The 17,125-nt window shown below is 32.7% G+C and carries 20 protein-coding genes; 10 read left to right on the forward strand and 10 right to left on the reverse strand.

Annotation, left to right across the window (positions count from 1 at the left end; genetic code table 11):
• Positions 1-830: 830 nt before the first annotated feature.
• From AB8B65_RS01760 to AB8B65_RS01790, 7 genes are all read left to right on the forward strand, one after another.
• The gene (locus AB8B65_RS01760; RefSeq protein ID WP_405299078.1) at positions 831-1,376 is read left to right on the forward strand and encodes an AAA family ATPase; all 546 of its coding nucleotides are present in this window, start codon (positions 831-833) and stop codon (positions 1,374-1,376) included.
• 219 nt (positions 1,377-1,595) lie between these two features.
• Positions 1,596-2,081 carry a hypothetical protein gene (locus AB8B65_RS01765; RefSeq protein ID WP_405299079.1) on the forward strand — a complete coding sequence of 162 codons (486 nt, stop codon included), beginning with the start codon at positions 1,596-1,598 and terminating at the stop codon, positions 2,079-2,081.
• A 179-nt stretch (positions 2,082-2,260) separates the two neighbouring features.
• On the forward strand, positions 2,261-2,656 hold the full coding sequence (locus tag AB8B65_RS01770; RefSeq protein ID WP_405299081.1) for a hypothetical protein: 396 nt from the start codon (positions 2,261-2,263) through the stop codon (positions 2,654-2,656).
• A 1-nt stretch (position 2,657) separates the two neighbouring features.
• Complete coding sequence (locus AB8B65_RS01775; RefSeq protein ID WP_405299082.1) at positions 2,658-3,425, forward strand: hypothetical protein; 768 nt, start codon at positions 2,658-2,660, stop codon at positions 3,423-3,425.
• 37 nt (positions 3,426-3,462) lie between these two features.
• Positions 3,463-4,653 carry a helix-turn-helix domain-containing protein gene (locus AB8B65_RS01780; protein WP_405299083.1) on the forward strand — a complete coding sequence of 397 codons (1,191 nt, stop codon included), beginning with the start codon at positions 3,463-3,465 and terminating at the stop codon, positions 4,651-4,653.
• Between the two features lie 87 nt (positions 4,654-4,740).
• Positions 4,741-6,384, forward strand: a complete 1,644-nt coding sequence (locus tag AB8B65_RS01785; RefSeq protein ID WP_405299084.1) for a serine hydrolase domain-containing protein — start codon at positions 4,741-4,743, stop codon at positions 6,382-6,384.
• Positions 6,385-6,501: 117 nt separating this feature from the next.
• Positions 6,502-7,368, forward strand: a complete 867-nt coding sequence (locus AB8B65_RS01790) for a hypothetical protein (protein ID WP_405299085.1) — start codon at positions 6,502-6,504, stop codon at positions 7,366-7,368.
• Positions 7,369-7,639: 271 nt separating this feature from the next.
• Here AB8B65_RS01790 and AB8B65_RS01795 read toward each other — a convergent pair whose 3' ends face one another.
• Positions 7,640-8,203, reverse strand: a complete 564-nt coding sequence (locus AB8B65_RS01795) for a DUF1572 domain-containing protein (protein ID WP_405299086.1) — start codon at positions 8,201-8,203, stop codon at positions 7,640-7,642.
• 431 nt (positions 8,204-8,634) lie between these two features.
• On the reverse strand, positions 8,635-9,108 hold the full coding sequence (gene msrB, locus AB8B65_RS01800) for a peptide-methionine (R)-S-oxide reductase MsrB (RefSeq protein ID WP_405299087.1): 474 nt from the start codon (positions 9,106-9,108) through the stop codon (positions 8,635-8,637).
• 215 nt (positions 9,109-9,323) lie between these two features.
• Between msrB and glgA the strand changes: the two genes are divergently transcribed.
• The 3 genes from glgA to AB8B65_RS01815 are packed head-to-tail and all read left to right on the forward strand — an operon-like array spanning position 9,324 to position 11,985.
• Complete coding sequence (gene glgA / locus AB8B65_RS01805; RefSeq protein ID WP_405299088.1) at positions 9,324-10,526, forward strand: glycogen synthase; 1,203 nt, start codon at positions 9,324-9,326, stop codon at positions 10,524-10,526.
• Between the two features lie 7 nt (positions 10,527-10,533).
• Positions 10,534-11,802 carry a glucose-1-phosphate adenylyltransferase gene (locus AB8B65_RS01810; RefSeq protein WP_405299089.1) on the forward strand — a complete coding sequence of 423 codons (1,269 nt, stop codon included), beginning with the start codon at positions 10,534-10,536 and terminating at the stop codon, positions 11,800-11,802.
• A gap of 57 nt (positions 11,803-11,859) precedes the next feature.
• The gene (locus tag AB8B65_RS01815; protein ID WP_405299090.1) at positions 11,860-11,985 is read left to right on the forward strand and encodes a hypothetical protein; all 126 of its coding nucleotides are present in this window, start codon (positions 11,860-11,862) and stop codon (positions 11,983-11,985) included.
• 177 nt (positions 11,986-12,162) lie between these two features.
• Here AB8B65_RS01815 and AB8B65_RS01820 read toward each other — a convergent pair whose 3' ends face one another.
• The 8 genes from AB8B65_RS01820 to AB8B65_RS01855 all read right to left on the reverse strand — a co-directional run.
• Entirely contained in the window at positions 12,163-12,558 is a 396-nt protein-coding gene (locus AB8B65_RS01820) for a VOC family protein (RefSeq protein WP_405299091.1), read from the reverse strand.
• A 12-nt stretch (positions 12,559-12,570) separates the two neighbouring features.
• Positions 12,571-12,921, reverse strand: coding sequence for a helix-turn-helix domain-containing protein (locus tag AB8B65_RS01825; protein WP_405299092.1), 351 nt, complete (start codon positions 12,919-12,921; stop codon positions 12,571-12,573).
• 198 nt (positions 12,922-13,119) lie between these two features.
• Positions 13,120-13,887 carry a cyclase family protein gene (locus AB8B65_RS01830; protein WP_405299093.1) on the reverse strand — a complete coding sequence of 256 codons (768 nt, stop codon included), beginning with the start codon at positions 13,885-13,887 and terminating at the stop codon, positions 13,120-13,122.
• Positions 13,884-14,528: a carboxymuconolactone decarboxylase family protein gene (locus AB8B65_RS01835; RefSeq protein WP_405299094.1), complete on the reverse strand. Its 645-nt coding sequence runs from the start codon at positions 14,526-14,528 to the stop codon at positions 13,884-13,886. Before AB8B65_RS01835 ends, AB8B65_RS01830 begins: the two co-directional genes overlap by 4 nt.
• On the reverse strand, positions 14,529-15,443 hold the full coding sequence (locus tag AB8B65_RS01840; protein WP_405299095.1) for a fumarylacetoacetate hydrolase family protein: 915 nt from the start codon (positions 15,441-15,443) through the stop codon (positions 14,529-14,531).
• Positions 15,444-15,501: 58 nt separating this feature from the next.
• Complete coding sequence (locus AB8B65_RS01845) at positions 15,502-16,002, reverse strand: Crp/Fnr family transcriptional regulator (protein ID WP_405299096.1); 501 nt, start codon at positions 16,000-16,002, stop codon at positions 15,502-15,504.
• Positions 16,003-16,276: 274 nt separating this feature from the next.
• Positions 16,277-16,483, reverse strand: coding sequence for a hypothetical protein (locus AB8B65_RS01850; protein WP_405299097.1), 207 nt, complete (start codon positions 16,481-16,483; stop codon positions 16,277-16,279).
• Positions 16,484-16,490: 7 nt separating this feature from the next.
• Positions 16,491-17,125 (reverse strand): hypothetical protein (locus AB8B65_RS01855; RefSeq protein ID WP_405299098.1); only part of this gene is annotated, 635 nt, incomplete at its 5' end.

The following is a 17,125-nucleotide window of genomic DNA, read 5'->3' on the forward strand; positions in this document are numbered from 1 at the left end:
AGTCCTCGCTCGCACACTCGCTGTGGGCTTTCCACTGCTATCGCTAACTCGCTTCGAAGTACGTTTTTAAATTTTTGATGTACGATTGTTGATTTCACAGATCGTCAGTTCGATTTCTTTTGTCATATCGAGCGCAGTCGAGATAGACAAAAATGTACTTCGACTTCGCTCATCAGAGCTATCGAGAACAGCTCAGAAAATCAAAGTACTTCTCGATACAAAATTTTTTCAAAATTTCACTCGAAGTGACGTTATATGCTTCTTATTTTTACAAGTCGTCAGTTCGAGTGATTTTCGATAGAAAAATGTATCGAGAACAACTAAGAAACGTCATTACAAAGAAGTATTTGTATTGGGTTCACTCGAAATGATCTGTTTCTCAATTAGCAGATTGCCACAAGTTTTTCATTTCGCTAATGCTCAATGTAAAACTTTCGCAAAGACGTTTCAAAGGTAAAAGCAAACGAAATTAAAGTAATAGGTTTTACCTTTGATTTACCAGAATTACTAAGACGAATCAAACGAAAGTTGAAATAACGAATAACGAATAACGAATAACGAATGATGAATAGTGAATGATGAATAGCGAATGATGAATAACGAAAGTTGAAATAGCGAATAGCGAATAATGAATAACGAATGATGAATAACGAACAATAAACAATAAACAACAAACAACAAACAACAAACATTAAGAGTTTATAAGTTAAAAAGTTTATACTTTGGAACAAATATAAAGTTAGCATTCCAACAGACAACAGACAACAGACAACAGACAACCGACAACAGACAACTGACAACAGAAGCAAAGCGACTCAAAACTCAATAAAATGAAATTCCTCATCATCGGCGCCTCAGGTTCAGGAACCACAACTTTAGCAAAAGCATTGTCAGAAGCGACTTCGTTTCCGCACTTAGATATCGATGATTTTTACTGGAAATCCACAAATCCACCGTATCAAATAAAAGTCACATCAGAAGAACGAAAAGAAAATTTACAAACAGATTTTGAAAAGCATGCAAATATCATTGTCAGCGGTTCATTGGTGAGTTGGGGAACGTATTGGGAAACGGCATTCGATTTGGTCGTTTTTGTCACCTTAGACAAAGAAATTCGCATGCAACGATTACAACAGCGCGAAGTAGCACGTTACGGAGACAAATTGCAAATAGACCCAATAATTCAAGAACGATCACAAGCATTTTTAGCGTGGGCAAAACGTTATGACGATCCAACTTTTACAGGTCGTTCTGTCAAAATTCATCGCGATTGGTTGAGGTCGCTTTCTTGTGAAATTGTGGAGATTGATAGTGAAGATTCTATAAAAAACAATGTTTTAAAGGTTTTAGCGATTTTTTTCAATCATAAAAGCTAAATTTATATAAATAATATCTTACACAGTTGTTTTTTTATAAATAGTTTCTATCTTTCAGTTCATAAAATTTTAAAGAACATCAAAATCTGTTGTTAAAACACATATATAGCAAAAACTTTTACCCTTTTTTATTGGTGTGAATTGCATAAATAACCGAACAATATAAGTTCTTTTTAATTTTTTAAATAATCAACTAACTTAAACCATAAAATATAAAACATGGATACTTCTAATTCTAATCAACAAATTACAGAGAATAACGCAAACCAAAACCCGAATGTAGTGTATGTTCAAAAAAGTGATAACGCACCGGCGATTCTTATCATACTTGGAATATTTACTATTTTAGGCTCATTAGTATTGATGACGTATTTCCTTTTCTTCTATTCAGTAGCGTCTTCTGTGTCTTCGATCGCATCTGATTTTACTAGCGAAAATGTGCAATTGCTACCTTTTATAAGCTATTTATATGCGCCAGCTTGTGTAGGAACATTGATTGGAGCCGTAATGATGATTACAAAAAAAATGAAAGGATTGTATGTGTATTCTATTTGTCAAGTAGTCTTTATTTTTGCGTATATAATTAATAATTCTAGCTATGCATTTGCAGGAGATTTCTTTGTGTATACATTATTACTTTTAGTACCATCACTTTTATTCTTAGGGTTGTATTGGTCAAAAGATATAAAGAAACATTTGTCTTAACTGCTAAAACACAGTTTATAAACACTATAGTTTGCATTTTGTTACTGAAATTTTAAAAAAGTAAAATTCTCGGTGATATCCTATTTTCGTGTATTCAGTAAAAAAAGCGTTTCGTAATTCATAAAAAAGACAAGTTATACAAAAAAACATTATACAATTCTCAATTCAGAAAACAATAAATGTATCAGATCTTAGAAAGTAGCATTCATATTTTTGAAAACCTGATCATGTATGGCTTTTTCTGGTATTCTTTGGTTTTGATCGTTTTAAAACTCACTGACTCCATAAAACCAAAGTTACTTACTATAGACAGACAAATTTGTCAAGCAATTTCGATACTTGGTATTGTATATATATTAGCCGTTATATTAATTTGTTTTGCATATCGTGAAGCCATTAGTATGGAATCTGGAATAGCTAATAGCACCAGCGGATTTAATCTGCTTTTTTGGTTTTTAGTATTATGTCATCCTTTATTATTATTCATGTTCACACAATTACTCAGAGTTGATAAGATGAGTGAATCAATGCCATTTAGAGGAATCACTGCAATATTATTTTTGTTTATCCGATAGAATGAATCAAAAGGTAATTAAAATTTCAAACGAACGAAAACGGCAACTCGCATATTGCAAAGTTTGTGAGTATCGAGATTTTGATGATACAAAAGGAATTACTTGCGCACTGACAAAAGATGTTGCCGATTTTGAAGAAGAATGCCCTTCCATGCGTGTTGATTTTGAAGAACTAGAATGGCAACAAATTGATTTGCACAATAAGATTATTACATACATTCGCAAAAACTACGATTTATTTCTTTTAAACAAAGAAAATTACATTTTACCTAATCAACCGTTTTATTCCAAATACTATTCAAAAGAAAATACACAAAAGATTAAGATAAAAGAAACTAGCTACCAAAGTGAATGGACTTCAGGCGCTTTTTTTATATTAATTTCATTAATAATCGCAATATTTAGTGTGGATAATAATGGTTACAAACTATTATTTGGTTTCCTCGCTTTTATAGCATTTTGCTTTTTAATTACACGTGCTATTATGGATTATTACACACCTAGAAGAATACATTTTAACACAGATAAACTAGGATTTGTATTGGATGGGAAACGAGTTTTTTGGCATGATGTTGTAGATTTCCGTATCATGTTTAGAGGAGGAAAAAAAGGGTATCACAGTTTAATTATAGGCACAATTAACGAAGGTGTTCAAGCATTTGAGATTAAAGATATAAAGATTACCACCGATCAGCTTTTAGAAATTTTCAGTTTCAACAGAATCGATTATTTAACACGATATGATCGAAACCTTCCTGACATAATTTAATGTATATTTAACTCATAAATTTTCAAAACCTCATCATATGCATTTCGGTTTCGGATTCAAAAGTTCAACATTACTTATCTTCTTTATTCACGGATTGGTATTTACGTTGCTTTTACTCTATAAAGGCATACGAAACGAACACAAATCGAGTTTTTGGTTGGCAGGTTTTATTTTTTTATGTTCCATGTATATTGCGCCTTTTATGTTAGGTTATGCAGGTTGGTACGGAATAAAAAGTCATAGAGAAGTTCTGTTTTTTATACCGTTTCAGCAACTTTTTTTACTGCCACCATTATTGTATTTCTATGTGAAAAGCTCGTTAACGCCTTCGTTTATATTTCAACGGAAAGATTGGTTACATTTTATTCCTGCAATTGTATATGCAGTATATAGTTTGATCATTTGGATTGCAGACAAAATGATCTTAGATGAATACTATTTTTATGCAGATGGAAGAGACAAAGATTTGGCGCTTTGGTATCAAATTTCTGGCTTTATACTATTGGTGTTTTACTTGTTCGCATCTTTAAAACACTATAACAAATACAAAAAGAAAACCTATGAAACGGTCAGTTTTGCAGATTCCATTCTCTACGTTTGGATTCAACGATTTTTAATCGCTTTCTTAGGCTTGTTACTCATCAGAATCCTATTTTTCATTCTCAATCCCGAATGGGCAAACTTCGGAAATAAATATTGGTATTATCTCTCGTTTTCTATCTTATTTTATTATATCGCTTTGAGCGGATATGTGCATAGTATCAAAATAAATTTACCGTATTTACCACAGTTATCGAAAAGTTTCTCTGTAGACTTTCTCGCGGAAGCGGAAGAAGAAACAACAGGAACAGAAACGACTGAAAAAGCTGAAATTGAAATTACGCAAGCGGATAAAGAATTACAAAAACAGTTGGAACATTTTATGACTTCCGAGAAGCTATTTACAAATCCAAATTTGACTTTGTTTGATGTAGCTTCAAAACTGAATACACATCCTAAAAAAGTGTCAAACATTATCAATAAAGGCTTCAAAATGAACTTTAACGACTTTGTAAACAACTACAGAACGCAAGAAGTCATTAAAAAAGTAACTGCCAGCGAAAACAATACCAAAACGCTACTTGGAATTGCTTTAGATTCTGGATTTAACTCAAAATCAACGTTTAACAGAGCGTTTAAAAAACACACACAACAAACTCCGAAAGAATATTTTAGTCAAAAAAACTAAAAAATACGTGTCAAATCACGATTTGGCGCGCTTTGTATTACTAAGAATACCACATTTGTAGTATCAAAAAACACAAACAGTATTCTAATGAAATTAAACATAATATTTTTAGTTTTTCTCTTGTCGTCAATGCTGAATTTTGGACAGGAATTAACCGATTCACAACGTGATAAATTAAACAAGATTGCCATACAAGACGTTCCAAAAGATGGGCCAGGAATTGCCGTGGGAATAGTGCAAAATGGTGAAATTATCTATACAAAATACGCAGGCTATGCCAACTTAAAAGATAGTGTACACATTGGAAAAATGTCGCGCTTCAACATTGCTTCAAACGGAAAACAATTTACCGCTTTTGCAGTACTGACTTTGGTAGAAAAAAACAAGCTAAGCTTAGAAGATGATTTACGAAAATACCTGCCAAACTTGTATAAAAACATCAAACATCCAATTAAAATAAAGCACTTACTCAATCATTCAAGCGGCGTTAGAGGTGTGTATGATTTATGGAATTTGCAAGGTATTACTTGGTGGAAACAAAAATTTAGCAATGCAGACGCGATGGAATTATTGGCAAAACAACAAGATGTGAATTTTGTGCCAGGATCGAAATATTCATACAACAATTCCAATTATATACTACTGACCCAAATCATAGAAAAAGTAACAGGAACTTCGTTTGTTGCCTACACAAATAAGCTTTTTAAAAAGTTGAATATGCCAAATACGTCGTTTGTAAATGACTATAAAAACATAAAAGGGCAAATTGCAAAACCGTATTTTAACTTTGATACTTGGACAACCTACGAATGGACATGTAATTTACATGGCGATGGAAATTTATTCTCGACGTTAGAAGATCAATTGCAATGGGAAAAACTATTACAAACTCTAAAAAGCAAGCATTTTTCAAAAGAAATTCTAGCGAAAAGTCAGGAATTGATTGAAAATACAAGCATTCAGAATTATGGTTATGGTGTTGAATTTGGGGAACATAAAAACGAATTGTATCGCTTTCATGGTGGATCAACAGGCGCTTGGAAAGCCATTACAGCACGATTTAAAACAGGGAATTTTACAGTAGTTACCATGATTAATACTGGAAAAATTGATCCGATGATGCAAACCTTACAAATGGCAGATGTGTTACTCAACAAAACAGACTCAAAAGAAACGTTTCCAATTGTACCTGCAACAATAGGAGAAAAGGTAACAAATGAGGATATTTTAGGAATTTATCGCACGAAAAGTGGATATATCATGAAATTTGAAGAACGTGAAGGAGATGTATATATGATTCGTTCGGGAAGAAATGACATAAAATTAGTGCGGGAATCGGACAATGTTTTTCAGCAATGGAATGATGCGCCTTTTAAACAAGAATTTACCAAAAATGAAGAAGGAATCATGCAAATTACGGCGTATTATCCAACAGTGCCACCATTTACGTTAACGCGTATCGAAAGTGATTTAAGCACGTTTGATTTTAGCGCGCTAAACGGTACTTTTTTAAATGCAGAAACGGATGTTTTGTTTACGATCAAAAACATAGAAAAAGAAAATTATCAAATCACAATTGACAATAAAAAAAGAAACGGATTATTAGTTTACCCGAATGAAATGTTGGTAGATGCTTATAATCTTTCTTTTGAAAAAGATAGCGCAGGAAATATTAATGAGATACGTGTGACTTCTAGACGAATTGAAAATGTTCGTTTTGTACGGAAGTAAGAAAAATTTAGCAATTCTATTCGTAAAAACAGCAGTTCAGACTGTAAATTGAGAAAAACCGTAAGTTTTTTATGAATAATTAGCTTATTTTTAGGTAATTATTAAAAAGTAAAAACCATGTCACAACAGCTCAAAAAGTTCAAACAAGATCAAGCGCGCATTTCTCAAAAAAGATTAAAAAAAACATATCCGAAAGCATTGACAATTGTTGCAGAAGGTGATTCGTGGTTCGATTATCCATTCCGAAAAGATGTCATAGATTACTTAATTAAAAAAGGATATGCCGTTGACAAATATGCAAAAGCGGGTGATACGCTAGAGAATATGGTATTTGGGACAGAAGTTAAAAAACGTCGAAATACCTATACGAATGAAGGTGCCATTTCATTACAAAAAACACTACAATCGATTCGAAAACACAAACCGAGAATTGTATTATTTAGCGCAGGCGGAAACGACATTGTTGGAAGTGAAATATTAGGATATCTCAATCACAGTGCGTCAAATCCGGAGAGTTTAGTGAATAAAGAGATTTTTCAAGCGCGTTTGGTAGAAATGAAAACTGCGATTGAATTTTTTATAAAATCGGTTCGTGCCACAAACGTAAATTGTAACATTTTAATGGATGGTTACGATTATGCAAAAGTGAACGGAAAAGGGTATAATTTTATTTTTAGAAATATATTAGGTCCCTGGTTATTGCCATCGTTTGCGGCAAAGCAAATTGGTCAAAAATCAAAGCAAAAATCAATCATAAAATATTTGGTAGATGAATTCAATCAAATGCTAATCGATTTAGATGCAGAATACGAAAACTTTCATCACATTGATTTGCGCGGAAAATTTCCAAACGAATCGCAATGGGACAACGAAATTCATTTAAAAAACTCAGGTTATAAGGAAATAGCAAACATCTATCATGCTAAAATTGAAAAAATCTTTGGAGAAGATCCTATAAAAGTATTTAAACATTCCATTGTGTAATCAATACAAGAAACAACAATATTAATAAAGTCCAAGCTGGTTACGTTTGGGCTTTTTTTAGTGCAAAATTTTATGTAGACATGACACTATCACATATAAAAACTGTTTTTTGTGAAACAAAATCATAAAAATGGCTACACATAAAGTATATTTTTGAGACCAATAAAATTTCATACAAAAACTCAATTATGATTTGAAAAAGTCTAACAATCTAAGAGCGTCAGCGATCTAAAAGGCAAAGCCGATCTAACAATCTAATAGCGTTAGCGACCTACAAATCATCCGTAAAATGCTGCTTGCTTTTTTCTTTACTGAATTTATCTGAATTATAGGTAGCTGAATTTCCTTTCGGAATCGACAATGATTCCCATTCATCTGAGCGAATCAACTTCGCAACATATACCAACTGACCAATATGATACGGATAATGGCACAATTGACGCGTAATTGCTTCCAAAACCGTATGTCCTTGATTTCTAATGTAAATAATTCGGGAAACATCGTCGGCTTGCAACGGATTGATCGCATCAAACAAACATTGCCAACCTGTTTCCCAAGCGGCAATCATTTCGACTTTCGTTTTGTATGTAGCTTCAAATTCGGTATCGCGATGGCGCCATTCTTTTTCGCCATCTTCCGTAAGGAAATTTGTCCAACGGCTCAGCATATTTCCAACAATATGTTTCACAATAATAGAAACGCTATTGCTATCTTCATTTTGCTGCCAATGAATATCTGCATCACTTAATTGTGCAAAGGTTTTATCTCCTAAACTTTTATAATAGGCAAACTGTTTCTTGGTACTCTCTAAATAATTTTCGGCTACGGAATTCATGCAATGCGAAGTTTTTGATTAAAATGTTACTGTACATAATTTTGAAGATCTTTTATTTCTGTCCGATCATCTAACGTTACCTTATGTGTAATGGATTGATTCTTACTATTTGCAAACTGAATCGATAGTTTTTCATCAAGCAGAGACATTTGTTCAATTTTAGGAATCGGAATTTTAAAATATTTTATTTTACATCTTAAATTCACAAAATGAAAAATCACCTGCAAACCGTCACAACGAGAAGTAAAAGCAAGGTGTTAGTCTGTTTGTTTTATGAACGATTTACTTAGAAAGTTTCTATTCTTTCAAGTAACAGATTGCTTCGTCATCACTTTCTTACAAAGACGTTTCAACTCAATTTGTCAATTTGAAAATGAAGTTTCTAATAAAATTCAAATACTGTTTGAAAACAGTCTAACAATCTAACAAGTCTATTTTTTAGGTACAAACTTCAACGCAGCACCGTTAATACAATGTCTCTTTCCTGTAGGTTGTGGTCCATCATCAAATACATGTCCTAAATGTCCGCCACACGTTGCACAATGTTCTTCGGTGCGTGCGCGTCCAATTTTATAATCGGTACTGTAATTCACATTTCCTTTAATCTCTTGATAAAAACTTGGCCAGCCTGTTCCGGAATCAAACTTAGTATCACTTTTAAACAATGCAGTATTACAACCTGCACAATGATATGTTCCTTTGGCTTTATTCTTATTCAACGGACTTGAAAACGAACGTTCTGTTCCAGCTTCACGCAATACATTAAATGCTTTAGCGCTTAATTGCTTTCTCCATTCACTTTCTGTTTTTGTTACCTTATAATTTTCTTTCTTGCCATCTTTTTGGGCAGAAGAAGTACAACTAAATAACATGCCTACTAAGGCAATTAAAAAAATCTTTTTCATCTGTTCTATTTTAAATTTTCAAAGTCAATTTTTACACCTTAAAAATACGGTTTTTTATACAAACAATCTGTCGTAATAAAAATACATTCATTACGAAAACCTTTTCGTTTTATTATTCCGTTAACAGTTGTGAAATTGTAGTAATTATGTCATATTAATTGACTAATTTTAAACTCATTACAAAAAATAAACTAGAAAAAGGTTAAAAATAGCTCATGAAAGTACTTTTCTTTACCAAAGAATTTCCTCCGTATGTATATGGTGGCGCAGGTGTTCACGTAGAATATTTAGCAGATGAACTGAAAGAACTTATGAATGTGACTGTGCGAAGTTTTGGCGATCAAAAAGTAACTACAGACAACCTAAATATTACCGGTTTTTTAGGCAATCATGAACGGTTTGAAACGACTGACAAAAAACTAAAAACAGTTTTTAATACGTTACAGACCAATTTGCACATGAACGCAGACGAAATTGATGCAGATGTCGTGCATTGTCATACATGGTACGCACAGTTTGCTGGAATTATGGCAAAACTTTGTTACGGAAAACCATTGGTCATTACGACACATTCTTTGGAACCTTTGCGTCCGTGGAAACGCGAACAACTCGGTCGCGGATACGATGCTTCTTCTTGGATTGAGAAAACGGCGATTGAAATGGCTGATGCAATTATTGCGGTTTCAGAAGAAACGAAAACGGATGTTTTGACACATTTCAATGTATCTGAAGACAAAATAAAGGTCATTTACAACGGAATCAATCTACAGCAGTATCAATGTACACCCGAAAAAACAACACTCGAAAAATTCAATATAGACATTTCCAAACCGTACGTGTTATTTGTAGGTCGCATTACACGTCAAAAAGGAATCATTCACTTGGTAAATGCCATCAAACATATACATAAAGATACGCAAATTGTGCTGTGTGCAGGTGCGCCTGATACGGAAGCAATTGCCAAAGAAATGCAAGAAAGTGTGGCTGCGGTAAAGCAAACGCGTGACAATGTTTTTTGGATTGAAGAAATGTTGCCGAAAGACGAAATCATTCAATTATACTCACATGCAACTGTTTTTTGTTGTCCTTCTATTTATGAACCGTTCGGAATCATCAATATAGAAGCAATGGCATGTAAAACTGCCGTTGTTGCCAGTGCAGTTGGCGGAATAAAAGAAGTAGTACTTCCGAATGAAACAGGAATTTTAATAGAAGTTAAGCAGCAAGATACAGCACCTTTTGAACCTGTGAATCCAGAAAAATTTGCACAAGATATTGCTGACGGAATTAACAAAGTAGTGAATGATAACGAATTGCGAAATAAGATGGAAATTGCCAGCAGAAAACGTGTAGAAGACTTTTTTGACTGGAAAGCCATAGCCAAACAAACTGAAAACCTATATAAATCGATCTTATAATTTTACCATGATAAACGACAAAGTACTAAGTATTATTCTTGGAGGTGGACAAGGTTCGCGCCTCTATCCATTGACAGAAGCACGATCAAAACCAGCAGTTCCGATTGCGGGGAAATATCGATTGGTTGATATTCCAATTTCAAACTGTATCAACTCAGATATTAAGCGTATGTATGTATTAACGCAGTTTAATTCGGCTTCGTTGAACAAGCATATTTCAAATACGTATCACTTTAGTTTCTTTAGTTCGGCTTTTGTAGATGTCCTTGCGGCAGAACAAACAATTACAAGTGACAAATGGTTTCAAGGAACGGCAGATGCAGTGCGACAAAGTATGCATCACTTCCTAAAAAATGACTTTGAATATGCGTTGATTCTTTCGGGAGATCAATTGTATCAGATGGATTTTAATGAAATGATTAAACAGCATGAAGCGTCTAATGCAGAAATTTCAATTGCAACGTATCCTGTAAATGCAAAAGATGCCACATCGTTCGGGATTTTAAAAACAAATGAAGAAAATGTAATTACTTCTTTTATAGAAAAGCCTGCGGCAGATTTGTTACCAGATTGGAAATCGGATGTAAGTAAAGAAATGAAAAAAGAGAAGCGATTGTACTTGGCTTCAATGGGAATTTACATTTTTAACAGAGATTTACTTATCAAATTGATGGACAATCCGGATACGGTTGATTTTGGAAAAGAAATCATTCCGCAAAGTATTGATACACACAAAACCGTAAGTTACCAATACGAAGGTTATTGGACTGATATCGGAAATATAGAATCGTTTTTTGAAGCCAATCTTGGATTAACGGACGATATTCCAAAATTCAATTTATACGATCAAAAACGACGTATTTATACAAACGCGCGTATTTTGGCGACTTCTAAAATTTCGGGGACTACGTTGAATAATACGGTTATTTCTGATGGTTGTATCATTCATGCTTCCAAAATAGAACGTTCTGTGATCGGAATTCGCTCCCGAATTGGAGACGATACAGTTATCATTAATACGTACATGATGGGAAATGATTCGTATGAATCGTTGGAAGAAATTGAAGCAAAAAAGATAGACATTTTGATGGGAATTGGCGAACGTTGTTACATCAAAAATGCAATTATTGACAGAAACTGTCGCATTGGAGATGATGTTAAAATTAATGGCGGTCCCAATTTAAAAGATGTAGAAACTGACACGTATTTTGTAAAAGATGGCATTGTGGTTATTAAAAAAGATTCGGTGATTCTGCGTGGAACTATTATTCAGTAAATTTAACTTTACAGGATTTTTAATATCATTAGAATTATGAATTTAAAAACCGTACTCATGAAAAAAACAGTCACAAAAATTTCAGCATTCAAAGCAAATGAAATAAAAGTAGTCGAAAAATTAAGCATCAACGGTGGAGCTGCACACCTTGATTATTCTACTCAATGGAATGAAAACGATTAAGCTTATAGAAGAACTATTTTTTAGATATATTTAAAAGAGGTTGTCTAAAAGTTTTAAAAGCAGTCATTTTGGACTTGATCCAGAATTTCATAAAGTTGATTTTTAACTATTATGCGAAATCGCATGAAGTTTGGTTTGACGAAATTATGACTTTTTAGACAGCCTCTTTTTATTGTGTTACAACATTTCAAGAAGTTGCATGTTATTTCCAACAGTATCGTTAAAAACGGCAATTTTTACAGTGCCAACAATGGTGGGTTTTACACTAAATTCAACATTCAATTTTGTGAGTCGTTCATATTCGGTATCTACACTATCTACATCAATTTGTGTGTATGGAAAACCTGCTTTCATCAACGCTTCTTGATAAACTTTAGATGGTTCAAAGTGAAGTGGCGCAGGTTCTAATAAAATTTCAGGACCATCTTGCGCATCTTTTGAAACGAGCGTAATCCATCTGTTGCCACCTTCTAATGGCATGTCTTTCTTTTTAATAAAACCCAATACATCGGTATAAAATTTTAATGCTTTTTCTTGATCTAGAACGGGAATGCTAATCAGTGTAATTTTCATTTTTTATGTATTTTAGGATCCGTTCAAAGTTGCGGATTTTGAAATAAATTTACTTCTCGAAAGTTGCTCTTTTTGGTATTTACTAGGCGAAATGCCAATTCGAGTCTTAAATAAAGTACTAAACGAACCAACACTTTCAAATCCAACCGAAAAACAAGTTTCCGTGACCGACATGCCATTTTTTAATTGCACTTTCGATTTTTCAATGCGTGTATCAATCAAATATTGTCGTGGTGTTTGTCCGTAATATTTTTTAAACAAGCGTAACAAATGATATTTAGAAACAAATTCACTTTGCGATAAAGCGTCTAAATTCACGTTAGTTTCATAATACGTATCAATATAATTTTTAATGTTAATCACAGTCGCAACCTGTTTGTCATTTGAAAAACAACTCTTTTTAATCTCCTTTATTTTTGATGCGTAAAATGTCATATATATTTAACAGATAGCATAAATGTAAACATTATTATTGACTAATTCTGATAGATAAGATTATTATGACTATCAATTATATCCTAGAAATTATGTACTACTAGTATAACTAACAGTAGACTTTAATTAATCATTGAGTATCGCAACAACTCTTGCTGGAGCCGCAGAACCGCCTTTTATTTTTAGTGGAAATGCTGCTACTTTAAATCCCGTTGTCGGTAGTGCATCTAAATTTGTAAGTTGTTCCATGTGGCAATATTCATGATCTATTCCGACTAAATGTGCTTCCCAAAATAATTCAGGATTGTTACTTTCTTTTGCTTTTTTGATGACATGTGGCAATGGTAAATCCCAACCCCATTGGTCAATTCCCATAACTTTTATACCTTGTTTTATAAGCCATTCTGTTGCTTCGGCACTCATTCCTGTTCCTTTATAAAAAAAGTCTTTTGTGCCCATTAGTTTATCTCTTCCAGTTTTTATAAGTACAATCATGTCTGGAATTAATACTACTTTTTCTTTTCCTAAAAATACTTTTATATCGTTTGAAGTAATTGGATCAAAGTCTTTTTTGTGTTTCATATCAATAACAATGCCTTCGCCATAGCACCATTCCAAAGGAACTTCATCAATAGTTTTTGCGCGTTTTCCCATGCAAGTTGGTCCATAATGCCAAGGTGCATCTATGTGTGTAGTAGAATGGACTCCCATTTTTTTAATTTCATCATCTGCCCAACCTGTGAATTTTTTTGGAAATAAACGAAAGGGTAAGCCCAGAAATCGAACCAACCATTTGGCTTTTTTATGTGCTTTGTGCTTAATTTTTACTTTCATAAAAAAAGGATCATTAGCATTGTATTGGATTGTTTTAGAAAGATCTATTATTGTATTCATTTTTTTTGATGTTTTCCTGCTTCCCAATTTTCTGAAAGATATTTAGTAGCAAACTGAAACGGTTCATCTTCTAATGCTGTTGCCATAGAATCATTCCAACGGTTTAAAAAGCCAAATATGGCAATAGTAGAAACGATTTCAATAATTTGAGATTCGGTAAAGAATTCTGCTAATTTTTGATGATGTGCTGTTGTAACCTGATTTGGAATACTTCCTGCAGCCAATGCAAAGTTGAGTGCAGCGCGTTCTTTTTCTGAGAATAAATCGGAGGTTTGAAATTCCCATACTTTTTGAATTTTTTCAATAGCAACTCCATTTTTGTAAGCTGTATGTGCTGTATGCGCCTGACAATATCTGCAACCAGCAGCACTGCTTGTTATGTTTGAAATTAAATCCTTTAAATAGGTAGGTACTTCTAAGTGACTTTCTTTTTTAGCTTTTAAAGTCCAACGTAAATTTTTAATAAATAATTTAATTCCTGTCCAAGTAGAAGTTTCTGAATTTGAAAATCCTTTTATGTTAGCGTACAGCATAGAAAAAGCGCCCAATATATTAGGTTTTGCACTCATTCTGTACAAACTATTAGGGACAAAACCCATGCCTTTCATAGCTTCATTAAAAATGATATCGTATTCTTTCATTTAATTAATTTTATTTGTTAATGCGCCAATTCCTTCTATTTGTAGTGTAATGGTATCTCCTTTGTGTAGCATTACACCGTTTTCAATTCCTGTACAACCTGGTATGGTACCAGAACCAAATAATTCTCCAGGATGCAATTGCTCTTCCCAAGATGCATACGCAATTGCTTCTTGCAAAGAATAAAATGCTCCTTTTGTATCACTTTCAACGATTGTTTTATCATTAATTAAAACCTGTACCTTTAGGTCATCAATTTTATGAATAAGTTCGTTTTTTCCAGTAACGACTGATGAAATAGAATTTCCAAAATTCTTTGCTTTCATTGGACCAAATCCACTTTTCATTTCATCTAATTGCACATCTCTTGCTGAGAAATCGTTCAAAATTAAAAAGCCGCCAATTGCATCGTTAACTTCTTCAATAGAAGCATTTTTTAATGGTTTTGTAATCACAACTCCTAATTCCAATTCATAATCCAGTTCTTTGGTATAAGATGGAATATTAATAGAATCGCCTTCAGAAATAAAATTCAAATGGTTTCCCATATAATAAATAGGATGTTTATAAAATCGCTTTTTTGGTTTTAGCTTAGGGAAAGGTTTTCTAAAAATTTTTTCATAAGTCACTACAATTGGAAGTAGATGAGGCATATATTTTTTTACAAAACCTCTTGCTGCATCAATGGCATGTTTTTCGTAAAGCATAAAGTCTCGATAAGCAGTAGGATGGAAGGGAATTTTGTCCTGATAGTTTTCTGGTTGAATTTTAGAATATTCGAAATTTAAAAAAGCGGACTCTTTTTTATCTAACAATTCTAATAAATTAGATTCCGTATGAATTTTTTGCCATTCACCGTTTCGTTCAATTAAGACGAATTGATGATTTGCTTTGTCGAAAACTGTTTTAAACTTCATGTGATTGAAATTAAATTAGTGCAGTAACAAATTTAAAAATTCAATCTTCCACCGTCATTTACATTTGTTGATTTTTAATAGAAACATTAATTCTTGATAATTGGGTAGATGTAATTCCAAGATAACTTGCAATGTGAAATTGAGGGATTTCATTGATGATATGACTGTGTTCTTTCAAATATTTAAGATACCGCTCTTTGGCATTTAAAGTAAGGAAATCATATTCTCTTTTAGATTTTTTTTCAAACAAGTGAAGTAGCAGTTTTGACTGTAATTCTCTCGTTTCAGGATAGTTTTTTAAATGAGTTTTTACTAAATCTATTGGTAGTTCAATAACTTCACAATCACTAATAGTTTCCACATAATGCGTTGATTTTTCTTCAAAATTTGGATTGCCAAGCACTAAACTTGGAGGAGAGAGAAAAACTTTGTTCCATTCTTGTCCAGATTCGTCAATATCGTATATTCTCATGATTCCTTTAGCTAGGAAACTCAATTTTTTTGAGTATGTATCTCTATCAAAATAAATAGTTTCTTTTGCTACTTTTTTACTCTTCAACTGTTTTTTTAAGTCGTCAATATAACGATCAGATAAAGACATAAATGAGCTCAAATATTCGATAAATTTGTTTTGGTGATTCATTTATTTTTAATGCTAAAGATTTTACGTATGAAACATCACATGTAAAAATACACTAACTTTTTGGATTCGCACAGATGAACGTGAATGACAGTTGCAACTTGTTTATCATTTGAAAAACAAGTTGCATTTTTGATTCATAAAATAGCATGTTGCTTTTACTGATAGCCTAAATGTATAAAATTATCAGTTATTAATTCCGATACACAAGATTGTCATTGCTATCAATTACATCGTAGAAATTATGTTCGCAATGTCTAATCAGGTCGCCAACTCGAACAAAAATAGGCAATGCGATGTTTTTTAGTGCTACCTTATCATCTGAGTTTACTTTTTTTGCTGAGACAGTATATCGATCTTGACTTTCAGTATTTTCGATTGCGATTATTTGATATTTCATTCGTTTTTTATTTCCATTGCTTATTTTTCATACTCGTTCTTTTGTAAACGTAACTTGAGTCCATAATTATCTTATTCTGCTTAAATTCAATTTTTTGGTCAGTTATAAACTCAGGTATTGCATTTATATCCAAATCTTTAATTCGAATTTCAATTTCGTTATAATTTGGATTGTCAATTTCAATTGTCTCTTGTAGACCTAGAAAATTGTAATAAACATTTTTAATTGATTCAGCTTTAAATTCCGCAACACCATTTTCATTAGCTCCTTTTCCTAGTTTTTTGTCGTTAATCTGAATGCTCGCATATCCGAGAGCACCATTTTTGTCAGATATCCGTATTTTAATTTTTTCTTTTAATTCAGGATTTATTTTTCCAACATAAGTGGTTTTAGGAAATTCAGGTTGTTCGTAGGTGTTTAATACAATTGTGTCGTTAGAAGTTTTTTTCCAAGTTCCTTTTAGAACATTTCCGCCTCCAACATCATAAAAAATAAAATACTCAAAAGTATTGTCCGATTTCAGTTCAATTTGAGTACAAGCAAAGTAACTTTTTCCGCAATTTCCATATAAACCAATTGCTGATTTATTCGTAGAACACGAACCAAAAACAAGTAAAATTAAAATCAGTTTAATGTATTTCA

This window comes from Kordia sp. (assembly GCF_045105435.1).
Lineage (GTDB): Bacteria > Bacteroidota > Bacteroidia > Flavobacteriales > Flavobacteriaceae > Kordia.

Excerpts from the sequence above, each read along its gene's own strand:
- AB8B65_RS01775 (WP_405299082.1), top strand. The coding sequence starts at position 2,658 with ATGAATCAAAAGGTAATTAAAATTTCAAACGAACGAAAACGGCAACTC.
- AB8B65_RS01795 (WP_405299086.1), bottom strand. The coding sequence starts at position 8,203 with ATGAATTCCGTAGCCGAAAATTATTTAGAGAGTACCAAGAAACAGTTT.
- AB8B65_RS01760 (WP_405299078.1), top strand. The coding sequence starts at position 831 with ATGAAATTCCTCATCATCGGCGCCTCAGGTTCAGGAACCACAACTTTA.
- AB8B65_RS01790 (WP_405299085.1), top strand. The coding sequence starts at position 6,502 with ATGTCACAACAGCTCAAAAAGTTCAAACAAGATCAAGCGCGCATTTCT.
- AB8B65_RS01765 (WP_405299079.1), top strand. The coding sequence starts at position 1,596 with ATGGATACTTCTAATTCTAATCAACAAATTACAGAGAATAACGCAAAC.
- AB8B65_RS01830 (WP_405299093.1), bottom strand. The coding sequence starts at position 13,887 with ATGAATACAATAATAGATCTTTCTAAAACAATCCAATACAATGCTAAT.
- glgA (WP_405299088.1), top strand. The coding sequence starts at position 9,324 with ATGAAAGTACTTTTCTTTACCAAAGAATTTCCTCCGTATGTATATGGT.
- msrB (WP_405299087.1), bottom strand. The coding sequence starts at position 9,108 with ATGAAAAAGATTTTTTTAATTGCCTTAGTAGGCATGTTATTTAGTTGT.
- AB8B65_RS01770 (WP_405299081.1), top strand. The coding sequence starts at position 2,261 with ATGTATCAGATCTTAGAAAGTAGCATTCATATTTTTGAAAACCTGATC.
- AB8B65_RS01820 (WP_405299091.1), bottom strand. The coding sequence starts at position 12,558 with ATGAAAATTACACTGATTAGCATTCCCGTTCTAGATCAAGAAAAAGCA.
- AB8B65_RS01835 (WP_405299094.1), bottom strand. The coding sequence starts at position 14,528 with ATGAAAGAATACGATATCATTTTTAATGAAGCTATGAAAGGCATGGGT.
- AB8B65_RS01785 (WP_405299084.1), top strand. The coding sequence starts at position 4,741 with ATGAAATTAAACATAATATTTTTAGTTTTTCTCTTGTCGTCAATGCTG.
- AB8B65_RS01780 (WP_405299083.1), top strand. The coding sequence starts at position 3,463 with ATGCATTTCGGTTTCGGATTCAAAAGTTCAACATTACTTATCTTCTTT.
- AB8B65_RS01840 (WP_405299095.1), bottom strand. The coding sequence starts at position 15,443 with ATGAAGTTTAAAACAGTTTTCGACAAAGCAAATCATCAATTCGTCTTA.
- AB8B65_RS01850 (WP_405299097.1), bottom strand. The coding sequence starts at position 16,483 with ATGAAATATCAAATAATCGCAATCGAAAATACTGAAAGTCAAGATCGA.
- AB8B65_RS01810 (WP_405299089.1), top strand. The coding sequence starts at position 10,534 with ATGATAAACGACAAAGTACTAAGTATTATTCTTGGAGGTGGACAAGGT.
- AB8B65_RS01815 (WP_405299090.1), top strand. The coding sequence starts at position 11,860 with ATGAAAAAAACAGTCACAAAAATTTCAGCATTCAAAGCAAATGAAATA.